This is a genomic window from uncultured Anaerofustis sp. (assembly GCF_938029165.1).
GTDB lineage: Bacteria > Bacillota > Clostridia > Eubacteriales > Anaerofustaceae > Anaerofustis.
In genome coordinates, this window is record NZ_CALHFB010000039.1 from 365,101 (window position 1) to 384,001 (window position 18,901).

General features: G+C 30.7%; 20 protein-coding genes. 3 read left to right on the top strand and 17 right to left on the bottom strand.

Annotated features, from left to right (window positions below; all coding sequences use genetic code 11):
* Positions 1–14: 14 nt before the first annotated feature.
* The 5 genes from grpE to Q0516_RS06520 all read right to left on the bottom strand — a co-directional run bounded on the left by grpE (position 15) and on the right by Q0516_RS06520 (position 6,811).
* Positions 15–632, bottom strand: a complete 618-nt coding sequence (grpE, locus tag Q0516_RS06500; RefSeq protein ID WP_257479675.1) for a nucleotide exchange factor GrpE — start codon at positions 630–632, stop codon at positions 15–17.
* 9 nt (positions 633–641) lie between these two features.
* Positions 642–1,679 carry a heat-inducible transcriptional repressor HrcA gene (gene hrcA, locus Q0516_RS06505; RefSeq protein WP_294464627.1) on the bottom strand — a complete coding sequence of 346 codons (1,038 nt, stop codon included), beginning with the start codon at positions 1,677–1,679 and terminating at the stop codon, positions 642–644.
* A gap of 313 nt (positions 1,680–1,992) precedes the next feature.
* The gene (locus Q0516_RS06510) at positions 1,993–5,103 is read right to left on the bottom strand and encodes an FtsX-like permease family protein (protein ID WP_294464629.1); all 3,111 of its coding nucleotides are present in this window, start codon (positions 5,101–5,103) and stop codon (positions 1,993–1,995) included.
* Between the two features lie 212 nt (positions 5,104–5,315).
* Complete coding sequence (locus tag Q0516_RS06515) at positions 5,316–6,020, bottom strand: ABC transporter ATP-binding protein (RefSeq protein ID WP_257479672.1); 705 nt, start codon at positions 6,018–6,020, stop codon at positions 5,316–5,318.
* Between the two features lie 77 nt (positions 6,021–6,097).
* The gene (locus tag Q0516_RS06520; RefSeq protein ID WP_294464637.1) at positions 6,098–6,811 is read right to left on the bottom strand and encodes a DNA alkylation repair protein; all 714 of its coding nucleotides are present in this window, start codon (positions 6,809–6,811) and stop codon (positions 6,098–6,100) included.
* Between the two features lie 138 nt (positions 6,812–6,949).
* On the opposite strand from Q0516_RS06520, the gene Q0516_RS06525 reads away from it, so the two are divergent.
* The gene (locus tag Q0516_RS06525; RefSeq protein WP_294464639.1) at positions 6,950–7,792 is read left to right on the top strand and encodes a fumarate hydratase; all 843 of its coding nucleotides are present in this window, start codon (positions 6,950–6,952) and stop codon (positions 7,790–7,792) included.
* A 1-nt stretch (position 7,793) separates the two neighbouring features.
* The gene (locus Q0516_RS06530) at positions 7,794–8,342 is read left to right on the top strand and encodes a Fe-S-containing hydro-lyase (RefSeq protein WP_294464641.1); all 549 of its coding nucleotides are present in this window, start codon (positions 7,794–7,796) and stop codon (positions 8,340–8,342) included.
* 251 nt (positions 8,343–8,593) lie between these two features.
* Here the strand turns inward: Q0516_RS06530 and Q0516_RS06535 are convergent, their stop codons facing one another.
* Together Q0516_RS06535 and Q0516_RS06540 are read right to left on the bottom strand one after the other, a co-directional pair.
* Positions 8,594–9,247 (bottom strand): ABC transporter ATP-binding protein, encoded by a 654-nt coding sequence (locus tag Q0516_RS06535; RefSeq protein ID WP_294464643.1) that lies wholly within the window; start codon positions 9,245–9,247, stop codon positions 8,594–8,596.
* A gap of 2 nt (positions 9,248–9,249) precedes the next feature.
* Positions 9,250–10,833: an ABC transporter permease gene (locus Q0516_RS06540; protein ID WP_294464645.1), complete on the bottom strand. Its 1,584-nt coding sequence runs from the start codon at positions 10,831–10,833 to the stop codon at positions 9,250–9,252.
* A gap of 1,211 nt (positions 10,834–12,044) precedes the next feature.
* Between Q0516_RS06540 and rho the strand changes: the two genes are divergently transcribed.
* Entirely contained in the window at positions 12,045–13,613 is a 1,569-nt protein-coding gene (rho, locus tag Q0516_RS06545; protein ID WP_294464647.1) for a transcription termination factor Rho, read from the top strand.
* Between the two features lie 23 nt (positions 13,614–13,636).
* Here rho and Q0516_RS06550 read toward each other — a convergent pair whose 3' ends face one another.
* The 10 genes from Q0516_RS06550 to Q0516_RS06595 form a co-directional block, all read right to left on the bottom strand.
* A complete protein-coding gene (locus Q0516_RS06550; RefSeq protein WP_257479664.1) occupies positions 13,637–14,026 on the bottom strand; it encodes a hypothetical protein in 390 nt (129 codons plus the stop codon).
* A gap of 176 nt (positions 14,027–14,202) precedes the next feature.
* On the bottom strand, positions 14,203–14,838 hold the full coding sequence (gene jag, locus Q0516_RS06555; protein ID WP_257479663.1) for an RNA-binding cell elongation regulator Jag/EloR: 636 nt from the start codon (positions 14,836–14,838) through the stop codon (positions 14,203–14,205).
* A complete protein-coding gene (locus Q0516_RS06560; RefSeq protein ID WP_257479662.1) occupies positions 14,801–15,577 on the bottom strand; it encodes a YidC/Oxa1 family membrane protein insertase in 777 nt (258 codons plus the stop codon). Before Q0516_RS06560 ends, jag begins: the two co-directional genes overlap by 38 nt.
* Positions 15,578–15,594: 17 nt before the next feature.
* Complete coding sequence (yidD, locus tag Q0516_RS06565) at positions 15,595–15,816, bottom strand: membrane protein insertion efficiency factor YidD (protein WP_257479661.1); 222 nt, start codon at positions 15,814–15,816, stop codon at positions 15,595–15,597.
* Positions 15,788–16,153, bottom strand: coding sequence for a ribonuclease P protein component (gene rnpA / locus Q0516_RS06570; protein WP_294464652.1), 366 nt, complete (start codon positions 16,151–16,153; stop codon positions 15,788–15,790). Before rnpA ends, yidD begins: the two co-directional genes overlap by 29 nt.
* A gap of 58 nt (positions 16,154–16,211) precedes the next feature.
* The gene (gene rpmH, locus Q0516_RS06575; RefSeq protein WP_007050165.1) at positions 16,212–16,346 is read right to left on the bottom strand and encodes a 50S ribosomal protein L34; all 135 of its coding nucleotides are present in this window, start codon (positions 16,344–16,346) and stop codon (positions 16,212–16,214) included.
* A gap of 27 nt (positions 16,347–16,373) precedes the next feature.
* Entirely contained in the window at positions 16,374–16,574 is a 201-nt protein-coding gene (rpmE, locus tag Q0516_RS06580; protein ID WP_257479658.1) for a 50S ribosomal protein L31, read from the bottom strand.
* A 226-nt stretch (positions 16,575–16,800) separates the two neighbouring features.
* Entirely contained in the window at positions 16,801–17,235 is a 435-nt protein-coding gene (locus Q0516_RS06585; RefSeq protein WP_294464665.1) for an OsmC family protein, read from the bottom strand.
* Between the two features lie 3 nt (positions 17,236–17,238).
* Positions 17,239–17,709, bottom strand: a complete 471-nt coding sequence (locus Q0516_RS06590) for a cupin domain-containing protein (protein WP_294464668.1) — start codon at positions 17,707–17,709, stop codon at positions 17,239–17,241.
* Between the two features lie 523 nt (positions 17,710–18,232).
* On the bottom strand, positions 18,233–18,607 hold the full coding sequence (locus Q0516_RS06595) for a GNAT family N-acetyltransferase (RefSeq protein WP_294464671.1): 375 nt from the start codon (positions 18,605–18,607) through the stop codon (positions 18,233–18,235).
* Positions 18,608–18,901: the final 294 nt, after the last annotated feature.

Genomic DNA, 18,901 nt, shown 5'->3' on the forward strand with positions numbered 1-18,901 from the left:
CTCTCCTTATTCCTTTATTTTAACTTATTTACTTTGACCATACTTGGTCTTAAGACTTTTTCTTTGTATATATATCCATCTTGAAAAACTTCAAGAATGATATCGTCATCTTTGTCATCCAATTTTTCCACCGCTACCGCATAGTGTTTATTTGGATCAAATTTTTCATCAAGAGCTTCTATTGTTTCTATACCTTCATTTTTAAGTAATTCGGTCAGCTGTGTAAATATCATATTTACACCCTCATAAAAACCGCTTTTTTTATCAGCTTCACTATCCAAAGCCCTCTTAAAATTATCAATTATAGGAAACAAACCTTCCGCAAACTTAGATGTTGAATATATAATCATAGCTTCTTTATCTTTACTTGCTCTTTTTTTGTAATTATCAAAGTCAGCCAAGAGTCTCATATAGCTGTCATTTAATTTATCATATTTTTCTTCCATGCTTTCTTCCTTGACTTCCTCTTTTTCTTCAGGCTCATTTTCTTTTTTTACTTTCTCAGCCGTTTCTTCTTTCACTTCATCCTGATTGATCTCTTTGTTTTCATCTTTACTCATATACTTCTTCTTTTCTCTTTCTTCTTTTTCTTTTCTGAGTTCATTTATATCTTTTATATTATCATTACTCATTTAGTTACCTCACTTTTTAAAAATTTTCGTTATATGTTTGGTAAGTTCATCACTTAAAAAATCAAGTGTAGAAACTGCGTAATCATAATTCATTCTGGTTGGTCCTATAACTCCTATCGTTCCCACCGTTTTACCGTTCAATTTATAATTTGCGGTTATAATGGAACAATCGTTAAAGTCCTCAACCTTATTTTCATTTCCTATCACTATATGAATATCACCATCATCACTGTCAACCGAAATAGCACTTTCAAGAGCCTCTTTACTGTTGACAGAATCTATAAAATGTTTTGCTCTTTCTATATCTCCGAATTCCGGGAAATTGAGAATTTTACTAACTCCTCTGGCATATATCTTTGACGAATTCGTATTTTCAACCAAACTTCTGAATACCGGCATTATTTCCGATAGTATCCTGTTTTCCGTCTCACTTAACCCTTCAACCAATTCACTTAATAAGTTGACTGCTTCATTTGCCGGTCTGTTCTTTATTATAGTAGTAAGAGCATTATTGATTCTTTCTATCTCTTCGAGTGTCACATAAGTTTTAAGTCTTATTTCAGAATTTTTTATAAGTCCTTCTTTGGTAACTACTATAAGCATTACCCTATCTTCTTCTATAAAAACGATCTTAACATCTTTTACATTAAGAGAAGATAATCTAGGTGCCATAACCAGTGATGTGTAATTAGTCATTTTAGTAAGTATATTTAAAGTTTTTTCTATTGTATTATTAAGTTCAAGCATATAGTTATCATATTCCGCTCTGACAGCCTCTCTGATTTCAGACTCCAAAGCATTCTTTTTCATGAAATTATCAACATATAATCTATATGCGCTGGTAGAAGGAATTCTTCCGGCAGAAGTATGTGGCTTTATTAAAAACCCCATTTCTTCGAGGTCCGACATCTCATTTCTGATAGTTGCCGAAGACACACCGAGATTATACTTTTTCTCTAATGTCCTTGAACCTACAGGCTCGGCTGTTTTGATATAATCATTTATGATAGCTCTTAAAATGTTAAACTTTCTATCGTCCCAGTTCATTTTCCTTTCTCCTTCTTATTAGCACTCCTTAAACATGAGTGCTAACACTGTCATAAATATACCACCAAGAAAATACTTTGTCAATAGATTATAAAATTAATTTTCATTTTTAATTGTATTTTAATCTTTACCTTATTTTAAATAAATTACGCACAGCACAATGTACTATATTTACTCTATAGACTATGAAAACAATACATATTAATTTATCAAATAAAAACTAAAAAAGAAAGAAAAATAGGAAGAAAATCTTATATTTTATTAATTTATATTATTAAATAATAATATAAAAAAGAGAAGCAAAACTTCTCTTTTATTCCACGCTTTTAAGTGATTCTACCATATTGATTTTTTTAAGAGTCTTTTTTAGGAAAAGGTTAACTATGAATGCAAATACTATTGTCAGTATAATTCCAAATATATAACTCGACAGCTGGATCCCTTTATAAAATTGGACAAAATCAACTGAAACGGTATCAATCAAATATCTATGAAAATATTTCCCGACTATACACCCAACTATTATTCCAATGATATTTAAAATAATATTTTCTCTTACTATATAAAAGTTTACTTCATTATTATAAAATCCGAGAACTTTAATGGTTGCAATTTCTCTTATTCTCTCACTGACATTTATATTATCCAGATTAAACATTACCACAAATGCAAGCATACCTGCGGCGACTATTATAACTACAATGACAAAATCCATACTATCTAACTGACCTGCAAAATTTTCAGCGACTCTTTCATTGAATTCAATACTGCTTATATTTTCATCTTTAAGCAATGTCTCACTCAATTTATCATAAGTACTTTCATCGTTTTTATTGAGCCTTGATAAAATAAGATTTGGTTTAATATCCTCATCTACTATGGTTTTATAATAATCTTCACTCAAAAACATGTAATGATAAACATAATTATTGATAATATTCACTACGGGTACATCGTACTCTTTATCATCCAGATCCTTGATTTTTATTATATCGCCTTTTTTGATATCTGCTATTTCACTTAGTCTGCTGGTTATAACTACACCGCTTTTAGGCATGTTTATCTTATCGCCGGTTTCATAATCACTAAGGTAAATATAATCATTTACAGCATCCTTATCAATGGGAACCATTAAAGAAAACGAATAATCCTTATTCTTTCCAACTACACTGTAAGTATCTTTAAAAAATAACTTACTGCCCTTGATTTCTTTATTATCATCATAAGTATATTTGATATCATTTATCTCTTTGTTTGAAAGGTCACTTTCAATAGAAGTTTCCATATTGTAATTCCAAATAGTATTATACTGAAGGTCAACGATAGCCGAAACCGAATACCTTATGCCAAATGCGGCAATCAACAGACCGCAGCATGCTCCTATTCCTACAACACTCATAATAAGACGTTTCTTATACCTTACAAGGTTTCTTATGGTTATTTTCCATTTAAAACTTATCTTATTCCAAACAGCGGGTATTTTTTCAAGTAAAGTTTTTCTTCCGCTTTTCATTACCTTAGGTCTGAGAAGACTAGCACTTACTTCCTTAAGGTCACTGTTACATGCAAAATATGCACTAAGTACCGTACACATAACGCCTATAAATAATGATAAAAGTATATAACTTGGGTAGATAACGGTAGCTAAATCCGGAGTTTTATAAAGTATCCTATAAGCATTGTAAATCATCTTAGGCACTAAGGTAAATCCGATAAAAAGACCTACTACACTGCCTATAAAACTTGCTAAAAATGCATAAACGATAAACTTTATACTGACAGCCCACTTGCTAAAACCAAGAGCTTTAAGTATCCCAAGTTCCGTCCTTTTTTCCTCTACCATTCTAGTCATGGTTGTAAGACATACTAAAGCAGCCACTAAAAAGAAAATCAAAGGGAATACTTTAGCCAAAGATGTTATCTTCTTTGAATTATCCGCGTAACTAAAATAACTTTCATTGGAGTTTCTATCTAATGTATACCATTTTACTTCTTTTAAATCTTCTACCTTTTTTTTAGCTTTTTTTATTTTATCTTCTGCTTTTTTGAATTCATCATCTGCTTTTATTTTGTTTTTTTCATAAGACGCATAGCCTTTATTTAATTCTGCCCTGCCCTCTTTTATTTGGTCTTCTGCTTTTTTAAATTCTAAGTTTGCTTTCTTTTCTTGTTTTTCTAAATCTTTATATCCATCTTTTATTTTTTGTTTTCCGGATAATAGTTCTTGTTCGGAAGCTTTAACCTGCTTTTCGCCTTTTTCTACTTTTGCTTCTGCAATATCAAGTTCTTTTTGTTTATTACTTATTACATCTTTTAAATATTCTTTTTCCTGCTCGGATAAACCTGCAAGATACTGCTCGAACTGAGCCTTTCCCTGTTCAAATTCACTTCTCGCTTTTTTTATCTCTTCTTTTGCTTTTTTAAGTTTCTTTTCATTACTCGGTAATTCTTTTTTAGCTTTATCTAAATCATTTTTTGCTTTTTTAAGTTTAGATTTAGTTTCTTTTTTAGTTCTTCGTAATTCATTTTCACTGTTATTTAACTTTATCTTATTACTGTCTAAGGTATTTTTTGCTTTATTTAATTTATCATAAGTTTCTTTCTTTTTATTATTTAGCTTACTTTCGGATTTTTTAATCTTTTTATTAGCCTTATCTTTTTCCTCTTTTAATCTTTCTTTGCCTCGTTCATTAGTTACTTTCTTTATATCTGTCTTGTAATCATCTATAATATCTTTATATTCTTCACTAAAACAATTTACTTTGTCTACATTATTTAGGCTAACATATAAATCAGTATATACACTGCTGTCAAAAACATCTTTATTTAAAATCAAAAAAGTATTTATACTGCCGTTTCCGAGAGTAGATGAACCATAATCATCATCGGTAATATAATAAGACCATTCAGCACTTCCAACTATTTTTAATTTTTTTACTTTTAACTTTACACCGTCATGATCTTCAATTGTTAGTATATCCCCCAGCTTATATCCTTTGAACTGCATATAATTGTCGGAAATAACACACTCATCATTCTTCTTTGGATAAGTTCCTTGAATAAGTTCATATTTCATCATTTTTATGTCTTTATCGGACGGCATTCCAAAAGCTTTGGCAACTATGCTGTCATCACCGTTTTTTAATAACAGCTCGGTGGAATATGTTGCGAGAATATCTTTTGTATTCTTATCATTTTTTATTGCTTCAACATCTTTATCATTGAACCCATATGTAGACATAAAGTTGATATCGTATAAGTTGGTATCTTCAAAATACTTATTTGCGGTAAATTCCATCTGGGGACCTATTACTCTTAAACCCACAAAAAAACAAACACCTAATAACGTGATCAATAGGATAGAAATAAATCTGTTTTTAGTTGTCTTGATTTCTCTGAATAAGTCTTTTAATAAAGTCTTCATAAAACTGTCCTTACACCTAAACTAGAAATTATTCCATATTGTTTCAAAATAATTTCTAAATTTTCAATATAGCTTTAAATCGAGACTGTTTTATAAAAATTTAGTTTTATAAAAATCCAGTCGAGATTAAGCCTTCGCGGCTCGAGCGAAGATTTTTTCGTCCTTGTTTATCTCTAAAAAAGGACTGGTTCATAAGGCAAAGCCTTATATCCTTACCACTCAATATCCTCTACATTCTTAACATTTTCATTTATGATTATATCGCTTATTTCTCCGTTTTTTACTTTGATTATCTTATTTGCCATTGACATAAGTGCAAGGTTATGGGTAACGACAATAACGGGGATATTATTCATAAAACATATATCCTGCAAGAGTTTAAGTATCGATTTTCCGGTCTTATAATCAAGAGCACCCGTAGGTTCATCACATAAAAGTAATTTTGGATTTTTGGCAAGCGCCCTTGCAATAGATACTCTCTGCTGTTCTCCGCCCGATAGCTGTGAAGGGAAATTATCTTTTCTATTTAAAAGTCCGACATCACTAAGAGCTTTTTCGGCGGATATATCTGAATTTGAAATCTCGGTAGCAAGTTCTATATTTTCCTTTGCGGTGAGATTTTGCACAAGGTTATAAAACTGAAAAACAAAACCTACATCATATCTTCTGTATGTTGTAAGCTCTTTCTCATTAAACGAACTTATATCCTTTCCCCCGACAATAATACTTCCGCTGGTTATAGAATCCATTCCTCCCAGCAGATTAAGAAGGGTCGTCTTACCCGCACCGCTTTGACCGACAATAATCGTAAATTTACCTTTTTCTATTTCAAAACTTACATTATTTAGTGCAGTCGTAGTATTTTCTCCGCTTCCGTAAATCTTACTAACATTTTTAACTATGATATTTTCTGACATATAAAACCCCTGACTTTTTACTTATAAGTATTATACTATCAATTAAAACATTTTCATATGCATTTTATTAAGAAAAATCAAACATTACTTCCCATCTTTGATTTATTGGAAATAAGTCTGGTTCTCCCTTCAACTTTAACCAATGTATTTAATTCTTTTAAAGCATTGTTCCCGATCCATACTTTTGATTTTATGCCGGAAGATACTAATTTATTTGAAAGTTCAATGGCTTTTTCTTTATAATAAACATCTTTTTTACCGATTTCCTTTAGTGCCCATAATACTGCCTTTTTTACATGCTCCCTGTCATCATCACTGTTTTTTTCTATTATTTGAAGCATTTTATTTAATGTATCGTCGTCAGCTTTTTTGTCGTGAATCACATAAGATGCAATAAGGGTAAATGCAGCTCTTTTATAATATAATTTGTCACTGTCACACCATTTATATATAAGATTTTCATATCCTTTTATTTTAATGATTATATTCTTACATAAATGATCACATAGATCCCAGGATATGACATCTTTCATTATTTCTTCTATATATTCAAGTGTCATTGACTTTTTATCCATTATTAAAACAGAAAGCAGCATTGCTTCGTGATAATTACTCTGCCAAAGCTTTACTGCAAGCTCATTATCCTTTTTGATACTTTTAGCCAGTCTTCTCAAATCCGTTGTAGAAACACCTATACATCTATCTTCGGGAATACCCAGCTTAATTATATTTTTCTTATATTTTTCATCACTCATTTTTTTTAGTTCATTGATTATTTCATTGCTATTCATAACTATTCCCCTTTATTTGAAAGTATATTTAAATTAATTATATAACAAATCAAAATTTTTACTATTACTTTATTTCGCAAGTAGAAAATATTTTACTGCTGTGATATACTTAAAAATATAACAAATACAGAGGTTATTATGAGAGAAGTAGATACAAATTTAGTAAAAAAAACAGTTAAAGAATTGATATTAAAAGCAAACGTGTTTTTAAGTCCCGATATAAAGAATGAACTTATTAAAAAAGAAAAGGAAGAAAAATCAGAGATAGGTAAAGGACTTTTAAATGTAATAAACGAAAACATCGAAGTTGCGGCAAGTGAAAACTGCCCCATTTGCCAGGACACGGGGATGTGTATAGTTTTTTTGGAAGTCGGACAGGATGTTATATTCAAAGGAAATTATATTTATGATGAAATAAACGAAGCGATAAGAGAAGCTTATGATGAAGGATACTTCAGAAAAAGCGTAGTTGGCTGTCCGCTTAGAAGAGAAAACACAAAAGACAATACTCCGGGAATTATATATTACAATATTGTTAAAGGCGATAAAGTAAGTATAAAGGTAATGCCTAAAGGCTTTGGCAGCGAAAACTGCGGGGCAACCAAAATGCTGAAGCCTGCTGACGGCTACAACGGAGTAATAGAATTTATCTTAGACACGGTAAAGAAGGCGGGAAGCAAGCCTTGTCCTCCGATGATAATAGGAGTCGGTATAGGAGGAACAATGGAAAAATCCGCAATTATGGCAAAAGAAGCATTGCTTTTAGATATAAATCACAAAAATACTGATCCATATTACGCTGAAATGGAACAAGAATTATATGAAAAGATAAACAATCTCGGGATAGGTCCTGGAGGTCTCGGAGGGACTACTACCGCTCTCGGAGTAAATATTTTAACGTACCCAACACATATAGCAGGACTTCCGGTAAGTGTAAATATAGGCTGTCATGTATCGAGACATACACAAATGGAGATATAATATGGAAAAGAAAGTAACATTACCATTAAACGATGACGAAATATTAAATCTAAATGCCGGTGACAAGATTTATTTAACTGGAACCATATATACTGCCAGAGACGCCGCGCATAAAGAAATGGTGGAAACTATACAAAAAAGTGAAGCTCTTCCTTTTGATATAATGGGAGCATGTATATACTATGCAGGTCCATGTCCGGAAAAACCCGGAGAAGTAATAGGTTCATGCGGACCGACGACGTCTGCAAGAATGGACAAATATACTCCTTTACTTTTAAAAAAGGGACTTAAACTCATAATTGGAAAAGGCGAGAGAAATGATGAAGTGGAGAATGCTTTAAAAGAAAACAGAGCAGTGTATTTAGCGGCAGTAGGCGGCTGCGGAGCACTTATAAAAAAATGTATCAAGAAATCCAAGCTGATAGCATATCCACACTTACTGTCAGAAGCCGTTAGAGAGCTTTACGTGGAAGATTTTCCATTGATCGTTGCAATAGATGCAAAAGGAAATAATCTTTATAAAAGCGAAATGGCAAAATATAGGAAATAAAAGGAACTACAAAAAAAGAAATCCTAGTCATAGGATTTCTTTTTTGATAAAATGAGGGAATGATATGAAATTTCTTACATACCATTTAGGGGAAATTATGAAAAAGTTTCTAAAACTTTTTACTCTTAGAGTATACAATTTAAAAATGACATGCCATTGTTTTTAATGTGAAAAATTTAAAAACCTTTAACGTTTTTTTCTTTATGATAAATACAACATAAATAAAAAAGTCCCTTAAGGACTTTTTAAAACTAATTTTTTATCGGCTCTAGTTTATACACTACATCAGCATCTCTTGAAACATCCGATGAATGTGTCACGATAATCACGCATTTATCTTCTTCGTAAGCTAGTTTTTTTAATATATTCATCACCTCTAATTCTGTATCTCTGTCCAAGTTTCCCGTAGGTTCATCTGCCAGTAGGACATCGGGATTATAAGAAAGAGCCCTGGCTATCGCAACTCGTTGCTGCTCCCCTCCCGATAATTTAAGTATTTTTCTGTCAGCCTTCTCTTTTGTAAGCTCGACTTTTTCTAATATATCTAAAGCAGTTTCTTCCTTATTACTATCATTCACTCCGGCAATATCCATTGAAAGAATAACATTCTCCTTGGCGGTGTACATAGGAAGCAAATTGAAACTTTGAAAAATAACGCCTACGTACTTACTTCTATATTCATATTTATCTATTTTTTCTATATTATTGTCATTATATAAAATACTTCCGTCTGACGGAGAAGTAAGAGCTGAAAGTAAGGATAAAAGAGTTGTTTTCCCTGCACCCGATTTTCCTACTATTGCATAAATTTTACCTTTCTCAAACTCAAAATTAATGTCTTTTAAAACATAATTATTACTGCCGTCATATTTATAAGAAATATCTTCTAATTTTAATAAACTCATTATTAACTCCTTTCACTTAATATCTTGAGAGGTTCATATCTTAAAATAAATAGTACAGAACCCATACTTGAAACAGCGGTTAACAGCACACAAATACCTATAAGCTGGATTATAACACTAAAATCCGTTGATGTATTTATATCAGTTACCATACTTTTTACATTTTCAATACCTCCTCTGAATCCGCCTCCCATACCTTTTTCTTCATTATTATTTTCCAACGAACCGGAAGTATTACTGTCAGATGAGCCAGAAAGTTCATTACCTGCATTGTTAGGAGCATTATTTGAAGAGGAAGTAACAGCCGATGAAGTAATCATTTTATTTGCTATATATGGAGAGGAAACTGCCCCAATACCTGTACCTATCACTATTGCAATAAGTGTTATAACAAATGTCTCGGTAATAAACTGCATAGCTATTTTACCTTTTTTCATACCTATGGCAGTTAAAACTCCGACTTCATATTTTCTCTCTCTGATATTAAATATATTTAATATAGTAAGAACCAAACCACCTATGATTAAAACAATTATAAAGAATGTCTTTGAAAAACTTGCCAGATAAGTCAATGGCTGAACACTTTGTTCATAAGAAGTAATATCACTTGACGAAACCGTATAGTCATCACTGAGCCCCAATGCTTTGGCTTCACTTTCAAATTTTTCATAATTTTCAACATTTTCAAAATAGTAGGTCCCGGTAAGTCTTGTTCTAATAGCGGTAGTAGTCTTATTACCATCATTATCCGTAGATGTTGTTGCATTTTTGGTGCTTTTATCGGAAATGCTCTTTAACGTATCATAATTTACATAAATTTGATTTGCGGGATCAGAAGAGTTAGAAAAACTCATCGGTCCACCTGATGCATCGGAACTTATTTGTGTCTTATATATTCCCACTATTTTTAATTTATAAATTTCATTTTCATCATTTGGATTAGATAACTTTATAGTGCTGCCTACTTTTAGAGAATTAAGGGCAGCAAGTTCTTCATTTATAATACAGTTCATATCGGAAGAAGAGAAAGTAAGCATATTACCGCTTGTAATCGAAGAAATATTACTGCTAAAATCCGTCATGGCAGACGCTTCACTGTAGCCGGTCAAAGTAAAATCTCCTTCATTTCCCATTCTGCCTTTGATCGCATTACCACCAATATTCGAACCATCTTTATTGGAGTTTGAGTCTTCGGATGAACTGCTGCTTGAACTGTCGGAACTATTCAGCGCCTCAAGTTTTCCTGCGGCATTTAACGAAGATGAAAGAGTATAATCAAAACTTTTTACACTGTTTGCCTTTGCATACTTTTTCAGTTCACTTAAAGATAATTCGGAAACTCTATTAAAAGCTTCCTGCTTATCACTCTTTGAAGAGGCACCTTCCATCATCTTTGGTCTGTCTACACTTATATTTGCGGTTACATTTAGATTTTCAAGACCTTCCTCTTGTTGTTTGACGGCACTGTGATTAATCGATAAACCAATGCAAGAAGAAAGAGCAACTATAAAGGCAATTAAACCTATCAACACATTCCTTCCTTTGGACCTTGAAATATTTCTAAGGGCATTTTTAAATATATACATTTTATCCTCCTATAGATTTTTAATATATAAATATATCAATTAAAGTATAGGGGGTTTTATTGAGTGAAAGCGTATGTAAAAGTGGAATCAAAACAAAAGTTGTAAGTGTTAAATAAAAATTTATTTTGAAGGTTTTTATTAATTTTAAATAAGTTTGTTCACATAAAATAAATATTTGTCGTAATTTCAAACATAATAAAAAAAGATATAATACCTCTTTTAAATAATTATATTATCTATTCATCATGTATAAAATTTATTATATAAATAAAGGATTCTCCTCAATAAGGATAGATAACCTTAATTATAGAATACTTCATTTTATCGATGGCGTGATACATATAAAAAATAATTAGTTTTACATATTTTTCCTGTTACATACATCGTTATTTCAGGTAGATTGTTATGTTTTATAATGACTTTGGATTATAATATAAAATATATTCCGGATTACTTTTAACTCCGGGATCTTTCATTATATTGGTCTCATCTCCTGTGGTAGTCATTCTCATAGGATCTCTTTTATGTATTTTCCTATTCCTTTATATATCCTTTTAGGAGTTTAAATTCATATTCTGTTTCAGACACAACTTTTCTCCATTTTTATTATAATAATATACAAAATATTTTAGTAAAAGAAAAAAGACCTTTCGGTCTTCTTCCTTTGTTATTTATTTCTTCCTTATAAAGGATTATTTTTCCTAATTTTAAAGAAAATCATAACATTCTAAAATTAAAGGGGAAATTGTTTGTAAAACCTTATCTGTTTTACAGTCTTAAGTATATAACCGTATATTGACAGTCTCTTGTCTCTTATGTGAAAGATAAAAGAAAAAAATCACTTTTTTTGATTAAAATATCATTAGAATATTAACCATTTATTTATTAAATAAAGTTTACTATATAAAAAAACGAGAATTTTAGACTATTTATCTTTTTAAAATAAACTTCTTTGTTATAAAGTATAATAAAACCAAAAATACAAAATAAAACAATATTTTATTAAATGTTATTCCAACCCACATTTTTTTTATTCTCCGTCTTTTTTATATTATATTAAATAAATAAAAAATAATTACTTTTAATTGATTTATTCCTTTAACCATAGTAGAATATCAAGTAGAATTATTTCAATTTAGTCTCTTTAACAATTTATTTTATTTTAAAACATCTAAATGATTTTATTCGTTTCATTTTCTCGGAGGTAACAAATGAATATTGAAGACTTAAACAATTTAAAAGTCGCAGAACTTAAAGAAAAAGCCAAAGAACTTGGTATAGAAAAAACTACCGGGCTTAAAAAAGCAGAAATTATTGACCTTATCTTAGAAAAGGACAATGACAATACAAAAAAATATTCCAAATTAAAAGACCCTATTTCAAACAGTTTCAACATGGAGGGAGAAGTTCAGATCCTTCCGGAAGGATTTGGTTTTCTAAGACCAAAAGACATGAAAAAACCGGAAGACGCAGTTTACGTTGCGGCAAGCCAGGTTCAAAGGTTTAAAATAAAAAGCGGAGATATTTTATCGGGAAAAGTTCGTCCGCCAAAAGAAGGCGAAAAATATTACGCTATGTTATTCTTGGAAGGTGTCAACGGAAGAAAAACAAGTGATATATTAAAAGAAGAAAAAAGGAAGCTTCAAAAAAACGATGAAAAAGATATGACCCTATACTCCGAATCACATGAAGGTGTTTTGGATATTCTCTCAGATGGATATGGTTTTTTAAGAACCAATAACTATCTGCAGGGAGATAATGATATATACGTGGCTCCTCAGCATATCAGGAAATATAAGCTTAAAGCGGGAGACTTGGTAAAAGGAAAAATTAGACTTTCTTCCGAAGGCGAAAAATTCGACGCTCTTTTATATGTAGAAAAGGTAAACGGCAAAGACCCGGAAACTATCGTCGGTAGAACAGATTTTGAAAGACTGGTCCCTATATTTCCAAATGATAGAATAACCTTAGAAACAGAAAATAATATAATTTCTACAAGACTTATAGATGTATTCTCTCCCGTTGGGAAAGGACAAAGGGGGCTTATCGTAGCAGCTCCAAAAGTAGGTAAAACAATCCTGTTAAAACAAATTGCAAAGGCAATAAGGAAAAACCATCCTAAAATACACTTGATTGTACTCCTCATAGATGAAAGACCTGAAGAAGTTACAGATATACAAAGAAGCATTGATTCTGATGTTGTTTATTCTACATTTGACCAAAATCCGGCTAATCATATTAAAGCAGCTGAAATGGTCTTAGACAGAGCAAAAAGGCTCGTTGAAGTCGGTGAAGATGTAGTAATACTTATGGACAGCATAACTAGATTTACAAGGGCAAACAATTTAGTCGTACCATCTTCCGGAAGAACCTTATCGGGAGGATTGGATCCGGAAAGTCTATATTATCCTAAAAAGTTTTTCGGTGCAGCAAGAAATATCGAAGATGGAGGAAGTCTAACGATATTGGCAACTGCACTTGTCGATACGGGAAGCAGAATGGACGATGTTATATTTGAAGAGTTTAAAGGAACAGGTAATATGGAACTGATACTCGACAGAGGTTTAGCCAGAAGAAGAGTATTCCCTGCAATAGACATAATAAAATCGGGAGCAAGAAGAGAGGATCTGCTTTTAAATGAAGAAGAATTAAACTGTGCAAATATGCTCAGAAGAAATTCTCTCGATAGTCTTGATTTATCGGAAAGAGTAATTAATTTAATGAAAAAGACAAGGAACAATAAAGACTTCATAAATATATGTACAAAAAAAATTAAATAATATAAAGGAGTATAAATAATGATTTATACTCCTTTTATCTTCTTTCTAAAAAATATTTCAAATACTTTTTTCATTATTGTTCGGTAAAGAGAAATACTATCACACAATTTATCATCATGCATAAAAAATGTATCTTCGTATACGTGCACCTCACCTCTGCCATTCCTGTCAATGATGATTATATATCGGGGATATAATTTTTTATTATCCTTTTTACTTATAATAAAATATGAATATAAATTTTCATCGTCTCCGTTTTTATTATACTTTTCAATTACCACCTTATCAGCCATATTATAATTTTTTAGTCTCAAAATAAAATAATTAACAAAAAAAACTTCATCATATAAATAATCAATTTTATTTGAAGATGATATGGTCAGTATTTTATTTAAATATAATTTATTACTCATGCAGAGCCTCTTTACTTTTCTGGCAGAATTATACATGATTATACATATAATATAAATAGTTTTCAATACAGTTATCATAATTTGACAGTACTATTTTATAGGACTAAATTTATAGATAACATGAGAATAAATATTTTTGGATAAAATAAAAAATGCTGCTTAAAGCAGCATTCTAATTAACCTTTGTATTCTATTATCAAATGCCTATTTATACCTTCATCCACAGAATAAGTGGTTATATCTTCTCTTCCCTGCAGATAAGAATGAATAATCCTTCTTTCATAAGGGTTCATAGGTTCAAGTTCTACATTTTCTCTTCTTCTGATAGCTTTATCTGCAAGCTTGTCAGCAAGATTTTCCAAAGTAGTCTTTCTTTTTTCTCTGTAGTTATTTATATCTAAAATAACTCTTATATATTCTTCAGAACTTTTATTTACAACAAGACTTGTCAAATACTGAAGTGAATCTAATGTCTGTCCATGTTTACCGATCAAAATCCCCATGTTATCAAGATCTAATTTAATGAACATATTATTACTTTCTTCATCGAAATCCACAGAAATCAAAGCGTCAATACCCATGGTCTTTAATACGTCTTTTAAGAAGTCTTTTGCAATTTCATCTGATTTATCTATTAAAGTAACTTCTACCTTGGCACCTTTTGCACCTATACCCATAAATCCGGAAGTAGGTACTTCGAGTACTTTAGTAGTTACATCTTCGCTTTTAGCTCCTATCTTATTTAAAGCATCGCTAACAGCTTCTTCTATAGTCTTACCTTTTCCTATTACGCTTTTTCTTCTTTTTTCCACTTGGTACCTCCGTATAATTACTCACTGGTTTAACATGCAGCGATTCAGCAGTAACCGGCATAAATTTATACATAATCTCCGTTTGCAATATTCCAAGAATAGTAGTAGATGCCCAATAAATTGATAAAGCTCCCGGAAATGTAAGTGACATCCAGCCGATCATTAATGTCATCATATTATTCATCATCTGCATACTTGCTCCCATATCGGCAGCTTGGTTTGCAGTTGCCTGCTTTTGTTGTATATATGTAGCAACGACATTTATAAGCGGAATAATCATAGCAAGAAACGTAGGAAGTGCAAATCCATTCGTTTTTGCAATATCCAGTGCAGAAACACTTATATCTTTTATCCATAAAAATGACATGGACACATGTTTCATCCCATCAATAAAAACATAAGCTTCAGGTTGTCTGATTACCCCAAATAAACCGATGATAATCGGAAACTGAAGGAATAACGGAAGACATCCGCTCATAGGATTGTAGTGGTATTTCTCATATACCTTCCACATTTCCTCCCCTTGTTTCGCCTTATCATTCTTATACTTTTCCTGAACCTTTTGTACTTCAGGATTGATTACTTTCATAATTTGTGTTGATTTGATTTGTTTGTATGATATCGGTAAAAGTATCAATTTCGCGAATAAAGCGAAAAGAATAATCGATAATCCATAACTTCCGACGAAATTATAGATAAAAAGCAATACTTTACCAAATAGCATATATAAATACGACATACTTTCCTTTTTTCCTCCTATAGAAATTTCTCGGGAACAGGGTCATAGCCCCCCTTTGAAAAAGGGTTACACCTAAGAATTCGATAGACACTTAAAATAGTGCCTTTTATAAAACCATGTTTTTCATAAGCCTCAAGTGCATAATTTGAACACGTTGGAATATACTTACAACAAGGTCTTTTAAGTCCGGATAAATTCTTTTGATAGAATTTAACTATTCCGGTCATTATCTTTGTCATTTTTATACTCATCTCCCAAAATCAGTCCGGATTTTTTTACCAAATGTAAAAAAGAATTGTTCAAGGTATTATAGTCAATATCCTTAGCATAAACTCTGACAATGCATATTATATCATAGCCGTCCTTTATTTGGTATGCATTTAACCTAGAAATTTCTCTAAGACGCCTTTTTATTTTATTTCTTTTTACCGCATTGCCGATTTTTTTACTAATCGAGAAACCAATCCTGCTTTCACCTTCGGTTTTTAAAGTATAAAACACCAAATGCCTGTTTGCAATGGATTTTTTATTATTGTAAACTTTTTTAAAATCAATACTGTTTTTTAATCTTTGCATGATTTGATCCTATCATATATAAAAAAAGGCTACATTAAGTAGCCCTAGCAGTTAATATCTAAGCAGATAATTGTTTTCTACCTTTTTTTCTTCTGTTTCTGATTACATTTTTTCCGCCTGGAGTAGACATTCTGCTTCTGAAACCATGATTTTTCTTTCTTTTATGATTATTTGGCTGAAACGTTCTTTTCATAAAATAATGCCTCCTTCTATATTATATTTAGTCCATATTATATCTTTTCTTAAATCTATCAACTCTACCGCCTGTATCAACAAGTTTTTGTTTACCAGTATAGAATGGATGACATTTTGAACAAATTTCAACACGAATTTCGTCTTTTACAGAACCTGTTTCAAAAGTATTCCCACAAGCGCAAGTTACTTTGCATTTACCATATTTTGGATGTATTGCTTCTTTCATCTCTTTCACCCCTTTTGACAAATTATTATATAAAAAAATAATTTTATATTCTTCACTATATTCGTAGCCTAATAAGTATACTATTTTTTTTTCTATATTGCAAATGTTTTTTTAATTTTTTAATAATTTTTAGTTTAATAAACATAAATTCAGAAATTATTGATTAAAAATACTCATTTAGCTTATTATTGTATTTGGTTAATACTTTAAAATCATATACATCTATTTATGAAAGTTTGATTTTAACAGGAGTTTGATTAGAGATATTATCACTCACCGGACACCTTTCTTTTACTGCTTTTATCCACTGATATTTCTTAACACTGTCTGCATCGACATCTGCGATTATATTCACTCTGATTTCCCTATATCCGCTCCTTTTATCAGTATCTTTACCCGCAAACTTGTCAGTATCAAGATCACCTTCTATATCAATATTAAGAGAGTTTATTTTAATATCCATTTCTTTTGCAACTTTATTGCATACCACTCCAAGACATCCTGCCAAAGCACCTATTAAATATTCCACAGGTGTGGGACCAGCGTCTTCTCCTCCGGCGTTTTTAGGTTCGTCAATAATAAATTCGAAGTTTCTAGCTTTAACTCTGGTCTTGGCATATCCTTCATTTTCTGCTTTTATGCTATACTTTAAAACAGCCATATCTTAACCCCAGTATTTTTCATGGACTCTGATTGCATTTGCAACTTTTTCATTTTTCTTCATATCCGCCACTTCTTCTCTAGTAAGAGTTTGAAATCTATCTCTGTCGGCATCTACTATGCAGAAAAAACCAAAGGGCTCTGTTTCGGAAGCATTTACAAGCTGATGTTTTGCCCAAGGGGGAATAACAATCAGATCGTGAGGTTTTACTTCATAAACTTTATCATCGACTATAACAACACCATTTCCTCTTGCCGCAATTACAACATGGACATGCGCATGTTTTTCAAGAGAAGAATACCCTCCTCCGTCACATTCAAAATATCTGGTATGAAAAGAAGTATTTTGTCCGTCACCTACCAATGTATGCCTGTCTGTCTTATTGAAACTTATAGGTCCGTCTGTAGAAGCAGTCTTATAATCTACTTTCTCTATACCTTCCCAGTTAAAATTATTTTCTTTATGAAAGCCCATTATTTTACCTCCTATAAATTTATTAAATGAACTTAATCATTTTACGCTCTGAATTATTTATCTAAAATCCCATTAAATAAGGTTTTAATACTTATTGATATGTTTCATAATGCCGTCAAGTAAACCTTATCATAAGAAAAAATAAAAGTCAATTAAACTCAACTATAGATAATTAATATGTAAAACATATTATATTTGATTAATAAAAACTTCAATATTTTCATAATTCTTAGAAAATAAATAATTTAAATAATTATTCTATATAATATCTTAATATAGATGTAATCTATTACTTATATAAGCAACATTAATATTTCCTTTTCAGTAATAATATATAAATAATCATTATTATCACTTAAATAATCTTTCTCTACTTATAAAACCATATAATAAGACTTTTTCCCTTTATTAAAGAATGATAAATATAACATAATATTATATTTTTATAATTCCTTTTTATTTAAACAAATAATATTTATTTACAATTTTTATATTTAACTAAACATATCTATGTCTAAAATTACTACTTATTAATTATATATGCCTGCATTCCCTTTTCACACCCATTCTTCTCATAAAACTCTTCTACTCCGGGTTTTGCACCAAAATACAACATCGTAGGAGAATTTTCTTTTGCAAGGTTTAGCAATTTGCTTCCGATACCCTTATTTTGAAACTCCGGTAAAACTAATAATTCCGTTATCGTACCAAAGTAATAACCGTCAGATAATATCCTGATACATCCAATAAGTTTATTATCTTCATATGCGGTGATATTGATAGTTTTATTTAGTGCCTTTTTCGTTTTTTCAATATCGTATTCTCCCTTCCAAACTTTACCTGCAAAAGAGATAAATATTTCTGCATCTAAATTTTTATCATCAACTATATATCTCACGATAATCCTCCTTGAAAAGTTTTTTTATATTTTTAATTATACCATGTACGCTTTTAAACAACAATTATCTTAAAATTGTTGTACTTCGAACCTAATATTCAAATTATAACTTATTAAAGTACGCTTTAAAAATATATATCCAAACTATGTACTCTAAAAACTTTTAAACTTAAGGATATCCGGATATAAAGTTAACGTTCAAAATAAAAATCTATTATTTATACTAATTCTTTCAGATATTTAAATACCCTATTATAAATAACTAAATATATAAATATTAAATTAGAGCAAAAT